The organism is Micrococcus sp. HMSC067E09, from assembly GCF_001812555.1.
In the GTDB taxonomy this organism is placed as follows: Bacteria; Actinomycetota; Actinomycetes; order Actinomycetales; family Micrococcaceae; genus Micrococcus; species Micrococcus lylae.
Window position 1 is genome coordinate 106,515 of the sequence record NZ_KV809438.1, and the last position, 18,588, is coordinate 125,102.

18 protein-coding genes are annotated in these 18,588 nt (G+C 71.7%); 9 read left to right on the forward strand and 9 right to left on the reverse strand.

What is annotated here, in order from left to right:
* Positions 1–98 precede the first annotated feature (98 nt).
* From HMPREF2863_RS05915 to ilvA, 3 genes are read left to right on the forward strand one after another with little or no spacing between them, the layout of a single operon-like run.
* Positions 99–1,085: an aldose 1-epimerase family protein gene (locus HMPREF2863_RS05915; protein ID WP_342743430.1), complete on the forward strand. Its 987-nt coding sequence runs from the start codon at positions 99–101 to the stop codon at positions 1,083–1,085.
* Complete coding sequence (locus tag HMPREF2863_RS05920) at positions 1,082–2,434, forward strand: AI-2E family transporter (RefSeq protein ID WP_070638766.1); 1,353 nt, start codon at positions 1,082–1,084, stop codon at positions 2,432–2,434. Before HMPREF2863_RS05915 ends, HMPREF2863_RS05920 begins: the two co-directional genes overlap by 4 nt.
* Positions 2,431–3,804 carry a threonine ammonia-lyase gene (gene ilvA / locus HMPREF2863_RS05925; protein WP_083315259.1) on the forward strand — a complete coding sequence of 458 codons (1,374 nt, stop codon included), beginning with the start codon at positions 2,431–2,433 and terminating at the stop codon, positions 3,802–3,804. Before HMPREF2863_RS05920 ends, ilvA begins: the two co-directional genes overlap by 4 nt.
* A gap of 122 nt (positions 3,805–3,926) precedes the next feature.
* On the opposite strand, the gene HMPREF2863_RS05930 is transcribed toward ilvA, so the two are convergent.
* The 3 genes from HMPREF2863_RS05930 to HMPREF2863_RS05940 all read right to left on the reverse strand — a co-directional run bounded on the left by HMPREF2863_RS05930 (position 3,927) and on the right by HMPREF2863_RS05940 (position 6,186).
* Positions 3,927–4,739: a GOLPH3/VPS74 family protein gene (locus HMPREF2863_RS05930; RefSeq protein ID WP_070638768.1), complete on the reverse strand. Its 813-nt coding sequence runs from the start codon at positions 4,737–4,739 to the stop codon at positions 3,927–3,929.
* A gap of 203 nt (positions 4,740–4,942) precedes the next feature.
* A complete protein-coding gene (gene greA / locus HMPREF2863_RS05935; protein ID WP_067188102.1) occupies positions 4,943–5,437 on the reverse strand; it encodes a transcription elongation factor GreA in 495 nt (164 codons plus the stop codon).
* Positions 5,438–5,718: 281 nt separating this feature from the next.
* Positions 5,719–6,186 carry a DUF4307 domain-containing protein gene (locus HMPREF2863_RS05940; RefSeq protein WP_070638770.1) on the reverse strand — a complete coding sequence of 156 codons (468 nt, stop codon included), beginning with the start codon at positions 6,184–6,186 and terminating at the stop codon, positions 5,719–5,721.
* A 245-nt stretch (positions 6,187–6,431) separates the two neighbouring features.
* Between HMPREF2863_RS05940 and mca the strand changes: the two genes are divergently transcribed.
* Positions 6,432–7,352: a mycothiol conjugate amidase Mca gene (gene mca / locus HMPREF2863_RS05945; RefSeq protein WP_067188307.1), complete on the forward strand. Its 921-nt coding sequence runs from the start codon at positions 6,432–6,434 to the stop codon at positions 7,350–7,352.
* A 25-nt stretch (positions 7,353–7,377) separates the two neighbouring features.
* Positions 7,378–7,773 carry a hypothetical protein gene (locus tag HMPREF2863_RS05950; protein WP_067188109.1) on the forward strand — a complete coding sequence of 132 codons (396 nt, stop codon included), beginning with the start codon at positions 7,378–7,380 and terminating at the stop codon, positions 7,771–7,773.
* Positions 7,774–7,961: 188 nt separating this feature from the next.
* On the opposite strand, the gene HMPREF2863_RS05955 is transcribed toward HMPREF2863_RS05950, so the two are convergent.
* Positions 7,962–8,747, reverse strand: coding sequence for a PAQR family membrane homeostasis protein TrhA (locus HMPREF2863_RS05955; protein WP_082739467.1), 786 nt, complete (start codon positions 8,745–8,747; stop codon positions 7,962–7,964).
* Positions 8,748–8,886: 139 nt separating this feature from the next.
* On the opposite strand from HMPREF2863_RS05955, the gene HMPREF2863_RS05960 reads away from it, so the two are divergent.
* A complete protein-coding gene (locus HMPREF2863_RS05960; protein WP_067188112.1) occupies positions 8,887–9,660 on the forward strand; it encodes an isoprenyl transferase in 774 nt (257 codons plus the stop codon).
* Positions 9,661–9,669: 9 nt separating this feature from the next.
* On the opposite strand, the gene HMPREF2863_RS05965 is transcribed toward HMPREF2863_RS05960, so the two are convergent.
* Entirely contained in the window at positions 9,670–10,374 is a 705-nt protein-coding gene (locus tag HMPREF2863_RS05965; RefSeq protein ID WP_083315260.1) for a rhomboid family intramembrane serine protease, read from the reverse strand.
* 264 nt (positions 10,375–10,638) lie between these two features.
* On the opposite strand from HMPREF2863_RS05965, the gene HMPREF2863_RS05970 reads away from it, so the two are divergent.
* Both HMPREF2863_RS05970 and HMPREF2863_RS05975 read left to right on the forward strand, forming a co-directional pair.
* On the forward strand, positions 10,639–12,024 hold the full coding sequence (locus HMPREF2863_RS05970) for a PhoH family protein (RefSeq protein ID WP_246828846.1): 1,386 nt from the start codon (positions 10,639–10,641) through the stop codon (positions 12,022–12,024).
* A 277-nt stretch (positions 12,025–12,301) separates the two neighbouring features.
* Positions 12,302–12,820: a prepilin peptidase gene (locus HMPREF2863_RS05975; protein WP_082739468.1), complete on the forward strand. Its 519-nt coding sequence runs from the start codon at positions 12,302–12,304 to the stop codon at positions 12,818–12,820.
* Positions 12,821–13,045: 225 nt separating this feature from the next.
* Here HMPREF2863_RS05975 and HMPREF2863_RS05980 read toward each other — a convergent pair whose 3' ends face one another.
* The 3 genes from HMPREF2863_RS05980 to HMPREF2863_RS05990 all read right to left on the reverse strand — a co-directional run bounded on the left by HMPREF2863_RS05980 (position 13,046) and on the right by HMPREF2863_RS05990 (position 16,023).
* Positions 13,046–14,467, reverse strand: a complete 1,422-nt coding sequence (locus HMPREF2863_RS05980) for a class II fumarate hydratase (protein WP_067188118.1) — start codon at positions 14,465–14,467, stop codon at positions 13,046–13,048.
* A gap of 111 nt (positions 14,468–14,578) precedes the next feature.
* Positions 14,579–15,226: a carbonic anhydrase gene (locus HMPREF2863_RS05985; RefSeq protein ID WP_067188121.1), complete on the reverse strand. Its 648-nt coding sequence runs from the start codon at positions 15,224–15,226 to the stop codon at positions 14,579–14,581.
* A gap of 122 nt (positions 15,227–15,348) precedes the next feature.
* Positions 15,349–16,023 (reverse strand): DUF4245 domain-containing protein, encoded by a 675-nt coding sequence (locus tag HMPREF2863_RS05990; protein WP_246828840.1) that lies wholly within the window; start codon positions 16,021–16,023, stop codon positions 15,349–15,351.
* 114 nt (positions 16,024–16,137) lie between these two features.
* Between HMPREF2863_RS05990 and glpX the strand changes: the two genes are divergently transcribed.
* Positions 16,138–17,154: a class II fructose-bisphosphatase gene (gene glpX / locus HMPREF2863_RS05995; RefSeq protein ID WP_067188124.1), complete on the forward strand. Its 1,017-nt coding sequence runs from the start codon at positions 16,138–16,140 to the stop codon at positions 17,152–17,154.
* A 148-nt stretch (positions 17,155–17,302) separates the two neighbouring features.
* On the opposite strand, the gene manA is transcribed toward glpX, so the two are convergent.
* Positions 17,303–18,547, reverse strand: a complete 1,245-nt coding sequence (gene manA / locus HMPREF2863_RS06000; RefSeq protein WP_070638893.1) for a mannose-6-phosphate isomerase, class I — start codon at positions 18,545–18,547, stop codon at positions 17,303–17,305.
* Between the last annotated feature and the right edge of the window lie 41 nt (positions 18,548–18,588).

The window sequence follows — 18,588 nt, forward strand, 5'->3', positions numbered from 1 at the left end:
GCCGCGGGGTCGCCCCGCCGCGCGCACAGGCGTAGCCTCAACCAGAGTCCGTTCTCCGGCCGCATCGGTCGGAGAGCACCAGGGGTGAGGAGAGAGACGTGGAGCCGAACGAGCAGGGATCGCTCGCGGAGGACACCGCCGCCACCGGCATGCAGTACCGCCTGGAGCGGGGTCGCGCCGAAGCGGTCGTGGTGGGCCTGGCCGGCGCACTGCGCACGTACCGCGTGGGCGGCGAGGACCTCACCGAGCCCTACGACGAGGACACGATCCCGCCGGCCGGCAACGGCATCCAGATGACGCCCTGGCCCAATCGCGTGGCCGACGCGCGCTGGGAGCTGGACGGCCGGACCCAGCAGCTGGACGTCACCGAACCCGCTCGTGGCCATGCCAGCCACGGCCTGCTGCGGAACACCCAGCTGATGCTGGAGTCCAAGACCTCGCACCGGGTGAGTCTGCGCGGCGAGATCCACCCGCAGCACGGCTGGCCCTTCCGCCTCACCCATCGCGTCTCCTACACGCTGGAGGCGGACGGCTCGCTGACCGTCGCCCAGACGCTCACCAACCACTCGCCCCAGGCCGCCCCCGCCGCCTTCGGCAGCCACCCGTTCCTGCGGCTCGGGGACGTCCCCTCAGCCGAGCTCACCCTCACCGTGGACGCGGAGCGATGGATCGAGGCCGACCCCCAGACCCTCATCCCGGTGGGCACCCGCGAGGCCGCCGGCACCGCATTCGACTTCCGGCAGGGACGGCAGGTGGGCTCCGCTCCGCTCGATGTCTGCCTCACCGGTCTCACCGCTGCGGAGGGCGGCCGGCACGAGGCCCGTCTCACCGCTGCCGACGGCCGCACCCTGACCCTGTGGTCCGACCCCGTGTTCGCCTACACCCACGTGTTCGTCACGGACCGCCTGCCGGGCCGTGACGCGGCCGTCGCGGTGGAGCCGATGACCGCCCCCGCCGACGCCCTGAACTCAGGACAGGGCCTGCGCTGGCTTGAGCCCGGGCAGAGCCTCACCGGCTCCTGGGGACTGATCCCGCCGGCCGGCGAGGACACTGCCGACACCGACGAGAGGACCACCCGCCGATGACCACCCCCGCCTCCACTGCACGCCGCGTGGACCGCGACGTCCCGTACGGCCTGACCGTCGCCGCCGCGTGGTCGTGGCGCGTGATCGTCATCCTGGTCATGGCCGGTGTGCTGATCTGGCTGCTCAGCCACGTCAGCCTCTTGGTCATCCCGGTGATCGTGGCCGGACTGCTCGCCACGCTGCTGAGTCCGGTCTACCGGTGGATGGTCGGCATGCGGACCCCGCCGATCCTGGCCTCGCTGCTGTGCGTGCTGCTGCTGATCGTGGTGGTCCTGGGTCTGCTGTTCCTCTCCGGCCAGCAGCTGGCAGTGGGCTTCGCGGACATGTCCGAGCAGGTCGGCCAGGGCATCGAGGCCGGACGCCGCTGGCTCGAGTCCACCGGCATCCCGATGCCGTGGCAGGAGGGCAACGGCGGCTCCAGCGTCCAGGACATCCTCAACACCGTGCGGGAGAACTCCAGCACCATCATGGGCGGTGCCATCTCCTTAGGCTCCACCGCCGCCAATGTGCTGGCCGGCACCGTCATGGCGCTGTTCACCCTGATCTTCTTCCTCTACGACGGCGGCCGCATCTGGGCGTTCATGCTCCGCTTCGTCCCGGCCGCCCGCCGTGAGGCGATCGACAACGCGGGCCACTCCGGCTGGCGCGCCCTCGGCTCCTACGTGCGGGTGCAGATCTTCGTGGCCTTCGTGGACGCCGTCGGCATCGGCCTCGGCGCCTGGCTGCTGGGCGTGCCGCTGGCGTTCCCGCTGGCCGTGCTCGTCTTCCTGGCCTCCTTCATCCCCATGGTCGGCGCGGTCCTGACCGGCGCCCTGGCCGTCCTGCTGGCCCTGATCACCAACGGCATGTGGAACGCCGTCTTCATGCTCCTGGTGGTGCTGCTCGTCCAGCAGCTCGAGTCCAACGTGCTCCAGCCGCTCGTGATGGGCAAGGCGGTCTCCCTGCACCCGCTGGCCGTGTTCCTCGCCGTGGCCGGTGGCTCCGCCGTCCTCGGCCTGGTCGGTGCCGTGTTCGCCGTGCCGCTGCTGGCCTTCGTCAACGCCTTCGTCCGCGGACTGACGGGTGAGGGCCCGCATGTGGGCGTCGACGACGAAGCGCTGACCCTTGAACCGGGCGACGAGGCCCGCAGGCCGGACCCGGACGGCCAGGACCGCTCCGTGCGCCGGGAGAAGGCCCTCGTGGCCTCGCACGGGATCGCGGCGGAGGAGGCGGCCGCGGACGCCGGCATCGACCCGTTCGAGCGTCGCCGGGACGGCGAGGACGCGGGCGAGCCCGGCGCCGGACAGGATGCCGAGCGCGGCGACGACTCCGCAGGCTCCCGCCGCGCCGAGGACGAGGGCCGCGCATGAGCATCGCCCGCCGTCGCCCCCGTCCTGACGAGCTGCCCCGGTGGGTGCGCCCGGCCGTGCCCGCCGGTACCGGCGCGACGTCGCAGGCCTCTGCGTCCGGCGTCGGCTCCGGCGCGCAGTCCGGCGCCGCCCCCACGCTGCCGGTGACCCTGGCCGACGTCCGGGCCGCCGCTGAGACCCTGCGGGACACCGCCCTGACCACCCCGCTGCTCACCGCCCGCGCCCTCGGCCGGGACGTGGACACCGAGGTCTACTACAAATGCGAGAACCTGCAGCGGGCAGGCTCCTTCAAGGTCCGCGGCGCCTATGTCCGGATGGCACTGCTGACGGAGGAGGAGAAGTCCCGCGGCGTCGTGGCCGCCTCGGCCGGCAACCACGCCCAGGGTGTGGCGCTGGCCGCCCGCCGGCTCGGCATCCATGCGCGCATCGTGATGCCGCGCGGCGTGGCCCTGCCGAAGCTGCAGGCCACCCGGGACCACGGTGCCGAGGTCGTGCTCTACGGCACCACCGTGGACGAGTCCCTCGCCGAGGCCGAGCGCTACGCGGAGGAGACCGGCGCGGTGTTCATCCACCCCTTCGACAACCCGGCGATCATCGCCGGGCAGGGCACCGTGGGCCTCGAGATCCTCGAGCAGCTGCCGGACGTGGACACCGTGATCATGGCGATCGGCGGCGGCGGTCTGCTGGCCGGGGCGGCGATCGCCCTCAAGGAGTCCGCCCGCGAGGCCGGGCGTGAGATCCAGGTGATCGGCGTACAGGCCTCGGACGCGGCCGCCTACGTCAGCTCGCTCGAGGCGGGGAGCGTGCAGTCCCTGCAGGGCGTGAGCACCATCGCCGACGGCATCGCGGTGGGCCGTCCGGGGGCCGTGCCGTTCGAGGTCATCAGTTCCCTGGTGGACGCCGTGGTGACCGTGACCGACGACGAGATCGCCGAGGCCATCGTGCACCTGATGGAGCGTTCGAAGCTCGTGGTGGAGCCCGCCGGCGCCGTCGGTGCGGCCGCACTGCTCTCCGGGCGCGTGGGCGCCCTGGGGATGGACCTCGGCAAGACCGCCGTGGTGCTCTCCGGCGGGAACATCGACCCGATGCTCATGCTCAAGTCCATCCAGGTCGGCCTCGCCTCCAACGGCCGCTACATGGGCGTGCGCATCCCGTTGCGGGACCGCACCGGCGAGCTCGCCACCATCTCCCGGCTCATCGCGGACGCCGAGGCGAACGTGGTCCGCGTGGACCACACCCGCGTGGGCCCGGAGTTCTCCATGGGCGGCGTGCACATCACCATCGACATGGAGACCCGCGGGCACGAGCACTCCGAGCACGTGCTCGCCGCGCTGCGCGAGGCCGGCTACGCCCCCGAGCAGCTGTACTGACGCCGGCAGTTGTACTGACACCGACCGTCGCGTACACGACGAGGGCCGCACCGGACATCCGGTGCGGCCCTCGCGGCGTCACGGCGTCGGGGGACTCGGCCCCTGTCACCCGGCGATGCGACTCAGTGCTCGGCCTTCTGCGGCCCGGCGGCCAGCTTGGCCTTCGCCGCCTTCTCGGCCTCCTGCTCGGCGGCGTGGGACTTCGCGGCGGCCTCGTCCACCGTGGCGGCGCGCTCGGTGTCCTCGGCCGGGCTGCCGGAGGAGGCGTCCTCGTGGCTCTGCAGGGTCTCGAGCGTGGCCGGGAGGGCTGCGGCGGCGGTGTTGCCGGCGAAGGAGGAGGTGGCGGCACGCAGGGCGCGCACGTGGCGGTCGTCCCGGGTGAGGCGGTTGATGCGGCGGCTGAGCTCACGGCGGCCGTGCTCGGCCTCGGCGCCGGGGATGAGCACACGGGCGATGTTCAGCGCGTCCAGGGTGCCCAGCAGCAGGGAGGTGGACGGGGTCATCGCCTCCTCGGAGTGAAGAGCGGTGCGGACCTCGTCGATCACCTCGTCGCGGGCGCGGGTGGACTCCGGGCGGATCTCGGTGTTGAGCAGGCCCTTCTTCTCCTTCACGAGCGTGCCGCGCTCGATCAGGTGCTTCTCCAACGGCTTCTGCACGGCCGGCTTGCCCTTCTTCACGAGGGCGTGAAGCGGTGTGCCGTCCAGGCCGTCGACCTGACCCAGCACGGCATCCAGGACCGGGTGGCCGGTGGTGCCTGCGGACACGACGCGCACGCGGGCCTGCGCCGGCTCCGCGTCCTGCTCGACGGCCACGATCCCGGCGTCGGCCAGGTCGACCAGCGCGGCGGCGGCGAGGGCGTTCTTGTGCGCTTTCGGGGACTCGACGGTGCCGTCCGGGCGGGTCAGCATCAGGTGCATCTTCTCAACGGTGAGCATGCACTCAACCTAGCAGTGGGCACCGGGCTCGGCAGAGCCCGGGCGCACGGTACGTCCCCGCGTGCTCGACCTCCCCGGCCCCGCCCGCTGTACGACGACGGCCCCTTGCCCTCCCATCCACGGCAGGTGCCGCGGAACGGGGGAGGGGAGGGGCCGTCGTCGTGGGTCCGTCCGACAGGGACGGTCGCCTCATGGGGAGGGGATCAGGCGCGGTAGAGCTGGACGTCCAGGATCTCGACCGTGATCTCCTTGCCGTTCGGGGCCGTGTAGGAGACCTTCTCTCCCTTCTTGGCGCCGTTGATGGCCTCGCCGAGCGGGGAGCGCTCGGAGTAGACATCGAGCTTCTCGCCGTCGTCGGCGATCTCGCGGGAGCCGAAGAGGAAGGTCATCTCGTCGCCGGCGACGGTCGCCTTCACCACGGTTCCCGGGTGCACGTGGCCGTCGTTCTCGGCGGCCTCGCCCACGGTGGCGGTCTCGAGGAGGTGCTTGAGCTCGGCGATGCGGCCCTCGTTCTTGGACTGCTCCTCGCGGGCGGCGTGGTAGCCGCCGTTCTCCTTCAGATCGCCCTCCTCGCGGGCGGCCTCGATGCGGTCGATGATCTCCTGGCGGTACGGGCCGGAGATGTGCTCGAGCTCCTTGGAGAGGCGGTCGTAGGCCTCCTGGGTGAGCCACGGGGCGTCGGCAGAGTTCGTGGTCATGCTGACTCCTTCCATTCGGGTCGGTGCCCGGTTCTTCGTCAGGCACTCGTGGGCGTCGGCGCCTGCACTGCCTGCAGATGACAAGAACCCCGCCGGTGTGTCCGGGCCGTGCGGTCCGCGGTCCGTTCCTCGACCACGTTCCGACGTCCACCGAGAGACACATGCGTTCGGCGGGGCAGAAAGCGCTGGGTCCGACTATACCAAGTGGGGTGAGCCACAGGGATCTGTGACGGCCCTGAGCCGCCCTTGTCAGCCGCGGGCGAAACCCCGGCGGGGGCGCGTCAGAGCGAGCGGCAGGTGTGGACCACGCCGGTGTTGCCGCGGACCACGGTGCGCACGTCCACGGTGTAGGTCCAGGTGTCGTCGCCGGGGGCGGAGCGCTGCTCCGGCTCGAGCCCTGAGACCAGCACGGTGCGGAAGCCGACGGGGGCTGCCTGGGCGTCCTGGACCTCCACGTCGCACTCGGCCTGGGTGTCCGCAGGCGCGCTGACCTGGAAGGTGACGCGGGTCAGGTGGTCGTCCACCACCTCGAAGCCCACATCCTTGTAGGTGATCTTGCCGATGGAGGTGGAGAGCGCGAACCAGGCGGTGACCAGAACCGCCGCCACGACCGCGAGGGCGGCCACCAGACGCACACGCCGCGAGACCCCTGCGGACGGGCGCCGTTGAGCGCCTCCGTAGCGGTTGGCTAGGCTTTCCTCCGGCGTGTCGCCGGTGGAGGCGTGCGGTGCAGCGGTGGGAGAGGCCATCGGCACCAGCCTACCGTCGGGCGGACCCGCGCCGCGTTGCCCCACGGCATCGTGACGGGTCCGGCCAGGCCGCCGCACATCCGTTCCCGTCAGGAGTCCCGCCCGTGAGCGACAAGCACACCGCAGACCCGGCCGTCCCCTCGGCCGGTGGCATCCCGGTCGGCCACACCGGCCGCCACAGCGTCTCGGAGGCGGTGGAGGCGCGCCCGGGCGCCACCGTGCCGCCGTCCCCGGGCCTGCGCCTGATGGCCGTGCACGCGCACCCGGACGACGAGTCCTCGAAGGGCGCCGCCATGATGGCCGCCTACGTGGACGCCGGGGCCGAGGTCATGGTGGTCACCTGCACCGGCGGCGAGGCCGGAGACCTGCTGAACCCGCTCTACGAGGACACCGTGGCCTGCGACCGGGACATCACCGCGGTGCGCCGCGTGGAGATGGCGGAGGCCCAGGCCGCCCTCGGTGTGGAGCACGAGTGGCTGGGCTTCCACGACTCCGGCCTGCCGGAGGGCGACCCCGTCCCGGAGCTGCCGGCGAACTGCTTCGCCATGACCCCGCTGGAGACCGCCGCCCTGCCGCTGGTCTCGCTGATCCGCCGCTTCCGCCCGCACGTGCTGATCTCCTATGACGAGGTGGGCGGCTACCCGCATCCGGACCACGTGATGTCCCACAAGGTCACCGTGGAGGCCTACCGCGCTGCGGGCCTGGCGGACGAGTACCCGGAGGCGGGGGAGCCGTGGGAGATCTCCAAGCTCTACTACGACCGCGCCTTCAACCCGGCGAAGTTCCGCACCCTGCACGAGGCCTACACGGCGGCCGGCGAGGACTCCCCGTTCGCCGACCGCCTCGGCTGGTACGAGAAGATGGAGCGCCTCCGCGAGGTCCGCGCCCGGCAGGCCGCCGGCGAGGACATCCCGGACCCGGAGGACGCCCCGGCCTGGTTCATCCCGGACCACGCCGTCACCACGCAGATCCCCGTGGCCGACTACCTGGAGCGCCGGGACGCCGCGCTGCGTGCCCACCGCACCCAGGTGGACCCCACCGGCTTCTTCTTCGCCGCCCGCAACGAGGTGCTGCGCGAGGCCTGGCCGTGGGAGGACTACGTGCTGATCGACTCCCGCGTGGAGGTCGACCTGCCGGAGCACGACCTCTTCAACGGCGTCCGCTGACGACCCGCCGGTAGACTGGACCGCTGTGACGACCTGGACCTGTCTGAACTCCGCCCTGCTCACGCTGCAGGCGCAGGCGCCCTCCCCCGCGGTGCCCGAGCCGAGCCTGCGCCCCGGCCTGGACGAGGCCGACATCACCCCGGGCGTGGTGGGCTTCCTGTTCACCGCGCTGATGGTGGTCATGGCGATCATCGTGCTGCGTCTGATGGTGCGCTCCGTGCGCCGCGTGCAGCTGCGCTCGCCCGAGGCCGAGGAGATGCTCGTCGAGCGCAACCAGCCGCGCCTGACGGCGGAGCAGCGCACCGCCGGCGAGGGCATCGATGCCTCCGGTGAGGACCGGCTGCAGCGCCTGCGCAAGAAGTACCCGGGCTACCTGGACGAGCCCACCCCGGAGCCGCAGGAGCCGGACACCGGCCGCTGAAGTTCCACCCCTGATGCGCTGAGGGCGGAGGGCTGCCACGGCCCGGCGTTTCGGGGAAGAGACACGGTCACCCGGTAGATGCGGCCCGGTGCCGCCACGGCCTCGCGTTTCGGGGAAGAGACACGGTCACGTTCTGCGATCTCAACACCGTGTCTTGCCCTCACGTGCGCAGGGGTGAGGCCGTCCCGTCAGCCGGCCCCGAGCACGCCGAACATGATCGCGATGTAGTGGCAGACGAAGCCGCCCACCGTGAAGGCGTGGAACAGCTCGTGGAAGCCGAACCACTCCTTGTGGAGGGACGGCGCTTTGAGCGCGTAGAACACGGCGCCCACGATGTACGCGGCACCGCCGGCGCAGATGAGCACGGCGGCCGGGACGTTCGCGGCGAAGAAGTCCCCGATGTACAGCAGCGCCGCCAGGCCGAGGCACACGTAGACGGGCGTGTAGAGCCAGCGCGGGGCGTGGGTCCAGAAGACGCGGAACAGCACGCCCACGATCGCGCCGCCCCAGACCAGGGACAGTAGCAGGAGGGCCTTGTCCTGCGGCAGCAGCGCGATGGACAGCGGCGTGTAGGTGCCGGCGATGACCAGCATGATGTTGGTGTGGTCCAGGCGCTTGAGCACCAGGGAGACCTGCTCGTTCCACTGGACGAGGTGGTAGGTGGCGGAGACGCCGAACAGCAGCAGGCCGGTGGTCGAGTACACCACCGAGGCCCAGGTCAGCGCAGTGCCGGGGGCGAGGACGATCAGCACGATGCCCGCGACCAGCGTCAGCGGTACCATGACGGCGTGGATCCAGCCGCGCAGACGGGGCTTGAACAGGGGGTCGGACGGGTCGGTAACGCGGGCGATCCGCCAGCGCGAGGGCGGGGCCACGGCGCCGTCGGCGGCGGGGGCCAGGCGATCGCCGGCCACGCGTCCGTCATGGTCCGTGGCGAGCGCCCCCGTGGTGGGGATGTCAGGACGGGTGCTCATGGCCCCATCCTTCCACCGCCGCCTGGGCGTGGGCCGCGTATTCTGTTCATGACCGGATGCGCGTCCGCGTGGCGACGCCCGGGTGAGCCCGAGCGGGCTTCGAACCGAGCAGGCTTCGAATCAGACAGGAGTGGTCCGCGTGCGCCAGCCCGAGGTCGTCTACCGCATGTACGAGCGGCGCCTGGCCCAAGACCTGGACCCGGAGCGCATGCCGCGGCACATCGGCGTGATGGTGGACGGCAATCGCCGCTGGGCCCGGGCGTTCGGTGCCTCCACCCAGCAGGGCCATCAGGCCGGTGCGGACCGGATCATCGAGTTCATCGGCTGGTGTGACGAGCTGAGGATCCCGGTGGTCACCCTGTACATGCTGTCCACGGACAACCTGGCCCGGGATCCGCAGGAGCTGGCCCCGCTGCTGGAGATCATCAAGACGACGGCCCGGAGGCTGGCTGAGCCGCAGGACGGCCGTCTGCGGGCTCGGGTGCAGCCGGTGGGTGCGGTGGACCTCCTCCCGGAGGACCTGGCCGCGTGCCTGACGGCCGTGGCCGAGGAGACGAAGGACAGCGAGGGCATCCACATCAACGTGGCGGTCGGCTACGGCGGCCGCCGGGAGATCGTGGACGCGGTGCGCGAGCTGCTGGTGGAGGCGGACGCGCAGGGCCGTTCGGCGGCGGACGTGGCCGCGGAGCTGTCCGTGGACCAGATCTCGGACCGTCTCTACACGCGCGGCCAGCCGGACCCGGACCTGGTGATCCGCACCTCCGGCGAGCAGCGTCTGTCTGGGTTCCTCATGTGGCAGTCCGCGTATTCGGAGTTCTATTTCTGCGAGGCCCTGTGGCCGGATTTTCGGCGGGTGGACTTCCTCCGCGCGCTCCGGGACTACGCCTCCCGCCAGCGCCGCTTCGGGGCCTGACCGACCGCCTCAGCGGATGCCGGCGCGCATCTCGGCCCGCTCGAGCCAGGACGGGCCGCGCTCCCGGCGGTCCTTGCGCCCCCACAGCAGGGCCAGCACGAGCCCTGCGAGGAAGCCGGCGATGTGTCCGGTCCAGGACAGGCCGGCCTGCGGGATCATGCCGAGGAGGGTGCCGCCCAGCAGCGGCAGGGAGACCAGCAGGGAGACCACCACGGCGATCCAGCGCCGCGCGACGATGCCGTAGACCAGCAGGAACGCGGTGAACGCGTAGACGATGCCGGAGGCGCCGATGTGCACGCCGGGGGTGCCGATCAGCCAGTTGATCAGACCGGAGCCGAGCCAGGTCCAGAGCATGAGCCGCAGCGGGCGTCGGGAGACCACGGCGGCCACGGGGGAGAGCACGAGCAGGGCGGTGGTGTTGCCGATCAGGTGTCCCCAGCCGCCGTGCAGCAGCGGGGAGAAGAGGATGCCGTCCAGCCCCTCGAGCCGGCGCGGGATGAGGCCGAACCCGGACACCAGGGCGCGCCCGCCGACCATGCCGAGCAGCCCGCCGAGCCACATGAACGCCAGCAGGAACACGGACGGGGCGAACCAGCGGACCAGGTGGTCGCGCCACTGGGGGCGCTCGCGCACCGAGCCGTCGCGTCCTCGGGGCGCGGGCTGGTCGCCGAAGCCGACCGAGCTATATCGGTCGGGGCTGTGGTGGTGGGTCATGTCGGCCTCCTGCGGTCCAGTCTAAGCAGACGCCCGCGCAGGTCTTCGCCTGCACCGAACGCTGCGGTCACCGGCCCGTCACCGCCGTCACCGGGGCTTCACGCGACATTCATCCGGTGTGTCTGACGGGGCCGGTCTGCCCGCTTCTAGCGTGAGAGGCATCCGGACAGGCAGGGGCGTCGAGGCCCCGGCGAGGAGGCACACGTGCAGCAGACCACCCATCCCGTCCAGGCCGGCGAGGAGCGCGGCCGAGACCGCCTCAGCGTGGGAGATCGGACCTATGTGCTGGACACCTCGGTGCTCCTGTCCGACCCGCGGGCGTTGCTGCGCTTCGCCGAGCACGAGGTGATCCTGCCGCTGGTGGTGATCTCGGAGCTGGAGCACAAGCGGCACGACCCAGACCTGGGCTACTACGCCCGCTCCGCGCTGCGCCTGCTGGACGAGCTGCGCACGCAGCACGGCGGGCTGTCCCAGGATCTGCCGCTGAACCCGGAGGGCGGAACGCTGCGGGTGGAGCTGAACCACATCTCCACGGACGTGCTGCCGTTCGGCATCCGCGGCACGGACAACGACTCGCGCATCCTGGCCGTGGCCAAGTCCTTCGCGGACGAGGGGCGGGACGTGACGGTGGTGTCCAAGGACCTGCCGATGCGTGTGAAGGCCTCGGCCATGGGCCTGGCCGCGGACGAGTACCGCAACGACCAGGTGAAGGACTCCGGCTGGACCGGCACCGTGCAGCTGAGCGTGGAGGAGGCCGCTGTGGCCGCCCTGTACGAGGACGGGTCGGTGGACCTGGAGGACCTCCTCCTGCCGGCCGTCTCCGGCCTCTCCCTTCCCGACGACGGCGCCCTCACCTCCACGGGGCTGCTCACCGTGGGCGGGGGCCTCGCCACGTCCGACGACCTGCCGGTGAACACCGGGCTGGTGCTGACGAGCCCGCGAGGCTCAGCACTGGCCCGCGTCGGGCAGGGCGGTCGTGCCCACCTGGTGCAGGGGGACCGGGAGGTCTTCGGCCTGCAGGGCCGCTCGGCGGAGCAGCGACTGGCGATCGACCTGCTCACGGATCCGTCCGTGGGCATCGTGTCTCTGGGCGGGCGTGCCGGGACCGGCAAGTCCGCGCTGGCCCTCTGTGCCGGCCTCGAGGCGGTGATGGAGCGGCGCGAGCACCGCAAGGTGGTCGTGTTCCGCCCGCTGTACGCGGTGGGAGGCCAGGAGCTCGGGTACCTGCCCGGCAGCGAGGCCGAGAAGATGAACCCCTGGGCGCAGGCGGTCCACGACACGCTCTCGGCCGTGGTCTCGGAGAACGTGATCGACGAGGTGATGGACCGCGGGCTCGTGGAGGTCCTGCCCCTGACGCACATCCGCGGGCGCTCCCTGCACGACTCGTGGGTGGTGGTGGACGAGGCGCAGTCCCTTGAACGCAACGTGCTGCTCACGGTGCTCTCCCGCATGGGCCGGAACTCCAAGGTCGTCCTCACCCATGACGTGGCGCAGCGGGACAACCTGCGGGTCGGCCGGCACGACGGCATCGCGGCCGTGGTGGAGACGCTCAAGGGGCATCGGCTGTTCGGGCACATGACGCTGACCCGCTCCGAGCGCTCGGAGATCGCCGCTCTGGTGACCGAGCTGCTCGAGGAGCGCGGCCGCTGAGCTCCCCGGAGAAGACCCTGCAGACGTGAAAAGGGGCCGCTGCATGGCAGCGGCCCCTGGCGGGGGTGCTCGGCCCCGTGGAGGGGGGATGTGGGACCGAGGAAGCCCGCCACCATGGCCCCTTGAAACGGGATCGAGGCCATGGGGTCTTTCACGGCCGAACCGGATGTCATTCCGTGTCCGACTGCCACCAGCCTAGCCGCCTGTGGGCAGACCGTGCAACAGTCTCTGTGGACAGATCACCTTCGAATCCGCTGTGTCTGGCAGAGTGGGGTCCATGGGGTGGAACGCGACGTCCGGAGGATGGGGGACGGCCGTTGCGGGAGCGGCCGAGAGCGGCCTGATCGCGGGACTGGCCTGGGCGGCCGTGTGCGCTGCGGTCCTGTTCGCCACAGATCTTCGTGAGCACCGGCTCCCGAACCGCTGGACCGGGGCGCTCGCCGTCGGGGGAGTGCTGACCGCCGTCCTCGTCGCAGCGCTGTCCGGGGACGCGTCCGTGCTGCCGACGTCCCTGCTCTGCGGGGCCGGCTACCTGGCTGCGATGGCCGTGCTGCACCTGCTCACCCGGGGCGGCCTCGGCATGGGGGACGTGAAGCTCGCCGGTGGCCTCGGCCTCTATACGGGTGTGCTCGGCCCCGGCGCCACCGTGGCCGCCGGAGTGCTCGCGATCCTGCTCGGCGGGCTCGTGGCGGCCGTCCTCGTGCTGCTGCGCCGGGCACGGGCCTCCACACACCTGCCGTTCGGGCCGCCCATGCTCGTCGGCGCCGCGGCGGTGCTGTCCACCGCCTTCCTCTGAGCCTGTCCACCGCCTTCCTCTGCGCCCCGAGCGGCAGACGATGCGTCGGCCGGCACCGCCCTCGGGATGAGACTCGCCATGGCCGGCACGGCGTCGGGTGACGGTGCGGCAGCCGGCGAGCGGCCGTCGTCGTGAAGAGGCCCGGCACACGCGCAACGGCGCGGCCCCTGAAGAAGGGGACCGCGCCGTCGCAACGGGACAGGTGCCGTCAGGCACCGGCCGGGATCACTCGCCCGGGTGGGTCATCGACATGGTGTCCAGCGCCTTGTCCAGCTGCTCCTCGGTGACCTCGCCGCGCTCCACGTAGCCGAGGTCGACGACGGCCTCGCGGACGGTCATCTTGTTGGCCACGGAGTGCTTGGCGATCGTGGCGGCGGCCTCGTAGCCGATCACCTTGTTCAGCGGGGTGACGATGGACGGGGAGGCGCCGGCCAGGAAGGTGCAGCGCTCCTCGTTGGCGGTCAGGCCGTCGATCATCTTGTCCGCCATCACGCGGGAGGTGTTGGCGAGCAGGCGGATGGACTCGAGCAGGTTGGCGGCCATCACCGGGATGCCGACGTTCAGCTCGAAGGCGCCGTTGGTGGAGGACAGGGCCACGGTGGTGTCATTGCCGATCACCTGGGCGCACACCATGATGGCGGCCTCACAGATCACCGGGTTGACCTTGCCCGGCATGATCGAGGAGCCCGGCTGCAGGTCCGGGATGGCGATCTCGCCGAGGCCGGTGTTCGGGCCGGAGCCCATCCAGCGCAGGTCGTTGTTGATCTTCATGATCGAGTAGGCGATGGTGCGCAGCTGACCGGAGGCCTCCACCAGGCCGTCGCGGTTGGCCTGGGCCTCGAAGTGGTCGCGGGCCTCGGTGATCGGCAGGCCGGTCTCCTCGGCGAGCAGCTCGATCACACGGGCGGAGAAGCCCTTCGGGGTGTTGATGCCGGTGCCGACGGCGGTGCCGCCGAGCGGGACCTCGGCCACCCGGGGCAGGGAGGCCTCGACGCGCTCGATGCCGTAGCGGATCTGCGCGGCGTAGCCGCCGAACTCCTGGCCCAGGGTCACCGGGGTGGCGTCCATCAGGTGGGTGCGGCCGGACTTCACGATGCCCTTGAACTCCTCCGCCTTCTTCTCCAGGGAGGCGGCGAGGTGCTCGAAGGCCGGGATCAGGTCGTTGATCAGGGCGCCGGTCACGGCGACGTGCACGGAGGTGGGGAACACGTCGTTGGAGGACTGGGAGGCGTTCACGTGGTCGTTCGGGTGGACCTCGTCCTCGGAGCCGGCCTCCTTCAGGGTGCGGGTCGCGAGGGTGGCGAGCACCTCGTTGGTGTTCATGTTCGACGAGGTGCCGGAGCCGGTCTGGAACACGTCGATCGGGTAGTGGTCGTCATGGGCGCCCGAGATGACCTCGTCGGCGGCCTTCACGATCGCGTCCGCACGCTCCTGGGAGATGATGCCCAGCTCCGCGTTCGCCTTCGCCGCGGCCTTCTTGACCTGTGCGAGGGCGTGGATGTGGGCCGGCTCCAGGGTCTTGCCGGAGATCGGGAAGTTCTCCACGGCACGCTGGGTCTGGGCGCGGTAGAGGGCGTCCACCGGGACCTTCACCTCGCCCATCGTGTCGTGCTCGATGCGGTACTGCTGCTCGTTCTGTGCGCTCATGTGACCGAGTCTAGTCCGCCCGGGCGGGGCGGGAGAGGGGCGTGGGACTGTTGCGCTCCGATCGCTGCGGCGCAGGTGCACGGCGGCCTCATGCCGGCCGGCACGCGGAGATCAGTCGATGTCGCCGAGCACCCGTCCGAGGGTGGTCTCGCCGTCCGCCAGCGAGTAGGTCAGACCGATGACCGCGGTGCGGCCGTCGCGCACGGCGCGGTAGAGGTGGCGGGAGGACTCCACGAGCCGGTCGCAGGTCTGGTCCACGTGCTCGGCCACGGTGCCGTCCACGTCCGTGATGCCCTTGCGCTGTGCGGCGAGCACGGACGGGGTGATGCGCTCGACCAGGGAGCGGATGAAGCCCGGGGGCATCCGGCCGGTCTCATAGGACTCCACCGCGGCGGTGACGGCGCCGCAGGAGTCGTGGCCCAGGACCACCACGAGCGGGATGTCCAGCACGTCCACGGAGTACTCGAGGGAGCCGAGCACGGCGTCGTCGATCACCTGGCCGGCCGTGCGGATCACGAACACGTCGCCCAGGCCCACGTCGAAGATGATCTCCGCGGCGAGCCGGGAGTCCGCGCAGCCGAAGATCACGGCCTTCGGGTGCTGTCCGGACGTCAGCGAGGAGCGGTACTCGGCGCCCTGGTTCGGGTGGCCGGGGGTGCCGGCCACGAAGCGGTCGTTGCCCGCCTCGAGCATCCGGTAGACCTCGCCGGGCGTCAGCCGCGGCTCGGAGGGGGACTGCGGGGTCGGAGTGCTGGCCATGGGGATCCTTCCGTGCGGGCCGCGGCGTCGGGCGGCGCCGTCCGAGGCCTATGGTGCCACGGCCGGACCGGCGGCCGTGCCCGTCCGGCGTCATGTCTATCAGCGGACCGCCGTGAGGTCCGTCACCGGGCCGCCGCGGTCACGGACTCGGCGAGCTCGCGCATCACGGACTCGTCGCCGGTGACGGTGAGCACCACGGTGGTGCCGTCCACCTCGCCGACCCAGAACAGGTCCTTGCCCTCCGGGTCGTGCGGGGTCCAGGAGACGCCTCCGACATCCACGGGGTCGCCGGCCGGGGACTGCTTCACGCGCATGGCGGTCCAGGTGGGGTTGGCCTCGGCGGCCTGCTCCAGGCCGGCGAACACGTCGTCCGACACCACCCAGCCGACGTCCCACGAGGAGACGCCGTCCCGGGTGGTCCAGCGGGCGTAGTTGGAGGTCCACCCCTCCGGAACGTCCGGGGCGACGGCGGGGACGCCCTCGGCGGCGCGGATCTGCTCGGCCGTCTCGGCCACGTCGATGCGGTCCTGGCGCTCCGGGGCCGGCGGAGGCGGGGCCAGCAGCAGGAAGGCGGCCACCACGGCCATGAGGAACAGGGTGGACAGCAGCATGGCCACGGAGCTGGAGGTCGCCCGCTTGGCCTGCTTCTCCGTCAGCACCGGACGCGGCGCCGCCTGGAGGCCGGCCTCCGAGGAGTCTGCGGGCGCCGCGGCGCGGCCGCCGTCCGGCCCTGCACCGCCTGCGGGCGCGGTGCGGGCGGGGACGGTCACGTCGGGATGGTTCTCGCTCGAGCTCACCCGTGCATTCTGCCACCCCGGGCACGGCAGGCCCGTAGGATGGAGGCGGGGCAGAGTGGCCCCGGCGCCGACCCGCGAGCAGGACCGGCGCACCGCGATCTGGATCGGAGAGACATGGGCACCGCGTCCACGCAGAACACCGGGTACGAGAACCACGTGCCGGACCGCAACCTCGCCATGGAGCTGGTGCGGGTGACCGAGGCCGCGGCGATCGCGGCCAGCCCCTGGGTCGGCTACGGGGACAAGAACAAGGCCGACGGCGCCGCCGTGGATGCGATGCGCTCCTTCATGGACACCGTCAACATGGACGGCGTGGTGGTGATCGGCGAGGGCGAGAAGGACGAGGCGCCCATGCTGTTCAACGGGGAGAAGGTCGGCGACGGCACCGGTGCCCCGGTGGACGTGGCCGTGGATCCGATCGACGGCACCCGCCTGACCGCCATGGGCTACAACAACGCCCTCTCCGTCTTCGCCGTGGCCGAGCGCGGCACCATGTTCGACCCGTCCGCCGTGTTCTACATGGACAAGCTCGTGGTGGGCCCGGAGGCCGCCGACTTCGTGGACATGCGCCTGCCGGTGAAGCAGAACGTGAACCTCGTGGCCAAGGCCCTGGACAAGCCGGTCTCCCAGGTGACCGTGTGCGTGCTGGACCGTCCCCGCCACGATGAGCTGGTCGCACAGATCCGCGAGGCCGGCGCACGGGTGAAGTTCATCCTGGACGGCGACGTGGCCGGCGCGATCGCGGCCGCCCGTCCGGGCACCGGCGTGGACATGATGATGGGCATCGGCGGCACCCCGGAGGGCATCGTCACCGCCTGCGCCATCAAGGCCACCGGCGGCGTCATCCAGGGCCGGCTGGCTCCCACCGACGATGCGGAGAAGCAGAAGGCGATCGACGCCGGCCTCGACCTCGACGCCGTGCTGACCACCGAAGAGCTCGTGACCTCCGAGCACTGCTACTTCGCCGCCACCGGCATCACCGACGGCGACCTGCTGCGCGGCGTCCGCTTCCAGGACGGCCGCGTGCACACCCAGTCGATCGTGATGCGCTCCAAGTCCGGCACCGTCCGGACCGTGGACGCCGAGCACGACGTGGCCAAGTGGTCCAAGTGGCTGCAGAACGCCCGCTGATCCACATCTGAACGGCTCCGCCGGCCGGATCACGACGACGGCCCGGTCCCCTTCGCGGGGACCGGGCCGTTGGTCTGTGCCCACCCCTTCTCAGACGGAGGCGGGCCGGGCGGGCGAGGGTGCGGGCCGTCGTCGGGAGGGAAAGAGGTCAGTCGGCCGGCATCGACGCGACGTAGACCGTGGTGTTCTCACCGTCGCCGGAGCGCACCTCGAACGGGGCGGCGGCGGTCTGCGCGGCGGAGAGGAACACGGCCTCCCCGGGGGCGAGCGTGGTGCGCTCGTCCCCGCAGCAGACCTCGGCGGTGCCCTTGGTTCCGACGGCGATGGCCGGGCCGTGCAGGACGGCGGGGGCAGGGGCGTCGGCCCCCTCGGCGGTGAGCTGGGTGAGGGCGAACTCCTCGAACGGCGGGCGGTAGCGCACCGTGCCCTGGCCCACCGGCTCCGGGTTCGTGTAGGGGACCGGCAGCGGGTCGAAGGTGACGATGCGGGTCAGCTCCGCGACGTCCACGTGCTTCGGTGTCAGGCCGCCGCGCAGGACGTTGTCCGACGCGGCCATGATCTCCACGCCCAGGCCGTGCAGGTAGGCGTGCACGTTGCCGGCCGGCAGGTGCACGGCCTGGCCCGGCATGAGGTCCACGCGGTTCAGCAGCAGGGTGACGAGCACGCCCGGGTCGTCCGGGAAGTGCTCGGCGGCCTCGAGGGCGGTGACGATGGCGTCGTCGTGCAGGATCAGGTCCTGCATGCCTGTGAGGGCCTCCACGAGTTCGGCGGTGCCGCCGCGGGACCAGATCGACTCGGGGTCGAGGATCTCGGCGAACGCGCCGGTCACGTCCCCGTCGGCGAGCAGCACGGCCAGGTGACGGGCGGCCAGGGCCACCTCGGTGGCGTTGCCGTCCGAGTACTCCGTCATCACCTGGGCGATGCGCTCGAACGTCAGCTGCGACTCCTCCGGACGGCGGAAGCCGCACAGCGCGGAGAACGGCGTCAGCGCCACGACCATCTCGGGCTTGTGATTGTCGTCCTTGTAGTTGCGCTCCGGGGCGTCGAGGGGTGTGCCGGCCGCCTCCTCGGCCGCGAAGCCCTCCCGGGCCTGCTCGAGGGTCGGATGCGCCTGGATGGACAGCGGGCGGCCTGCCGCCAGCAGCTTCATCAGGTACGGCAGGCGCCCGAAGCGGGCCGCCTCGCCCAGATGGCGCTCCGGGCCCTGGGCGATCAGACGGTCCAGGGTCACCCGCTCGCCTGTACCCGTCTCGACCTCGGACGGGGCCGCCGGGTGGGCGCCCAGCCACATCTCAGCCTCGGGTGCGCCCGAGGGCTCGCGGCCCTGGAGGGCGGCGAGCAGGGTGGTGGAGCCCCAGGCGTAGTCGCGGATGGGGGAGTGCAGTCGAAGCATGGTCCCCAGGGTAGCCGACGCCGCGTCGGGGGTCTCCGTGA

Excerpts from the sequence above, each read along its gene's own strand:
- manA (WP_070638893.1), bottom strand. The coding sequence starts at position 18,547 with ATGCTTCGACTGCACTCCCCCATCCGCGACTACGCCTGGGGCTCCACC.
- HMPREF2863_RS05940 (WP_070638770.1), bottom strand. The coding sequence starts at position 6,186 with ATGGCCTCTCCCACCGCTGCACCGCACGCCTCCACCGGCGACACGCCG.
- HMPREF2863_RS05955 (WP_082739467.1), bottom strand. The coding sequence starts at position 8,747 with ATGAGCACCCGTCCTGACATCCCCACCACGGGGGCGCTCGCCACGGAC.
- greA (WP_067188102.1), bottom strand. The coding sequence starts at position 5,437 with ATGACCACGAACTCTGCCGACGCCCCGTGGCTCACCCAGGAGGCCTAC.
- HMPREF2863_RS05930 (WP_070638768.1), bottom strand. The coding sequence starts at position 4,739 with ATGCTCACCGTTGAGAAGATGCACCTGATGCTGACCCGCCCGGACGGC.
- HMPREF2863_RS05965 (WP_083315260.1), bottom strand. The coding sequence starts at position 10,374 with ATGACCCACCACCACAGCCCCGACCGATATAGCTCGGTCGGCTTCGGC.
- HMPREF2863_RS05920 (WP_070638766.1), top strand. The coding sequence starts at position 1,082 with ATGACCACCCCCGCCTCCACTGCACGCCGCGTGGACCGCGACGTCCCG.
- mca (WP_067188307.1), top strand. The coding sequence starts at position 6,432 with ATGGCCGTGCACGCGCACCCGGACGACGAGTCCTCGAAGGGCGCCGCC.
- HMPREF2863_RS05980 (WP_067188118.1), bottom strand. The coding sequence starts at position 14,467 with ATGAGCGCACAGAACGAGCAGCAGTACCGCATCGAGCACGACACGATG.
- ilvA (WP_083315259.1), top strand. The coding sequence starts at position 2,431 with ATGAGCATCGCCCGCCGTCGCCCCCGTCCTGACGAGCTGCCCCGGTGG.
- glpX (WP_067188124.1), top strand. The coding sequence starts at position 16,138 with ATGGGCACCGCGTCCACGCAGAACACCGGGTACGAGAACCACGTGCCG.
- HMPREF2863_RS05985 (WP_067188121.1), bottom strand. The coding sequence starts at position 15,226 with ATGGCCAGCACTCCGACCCCGCAGTCCCCCTCCGAGCCGCGGCTGACG.
- HMPREF2863_RS05975 (WP_082739468.1), top strand. The coding sequence starts at position 12,302 with ATGGGGTGGAACGCGACGTCCGGAGGATGGGGGACGGCCGTTGCGGGA.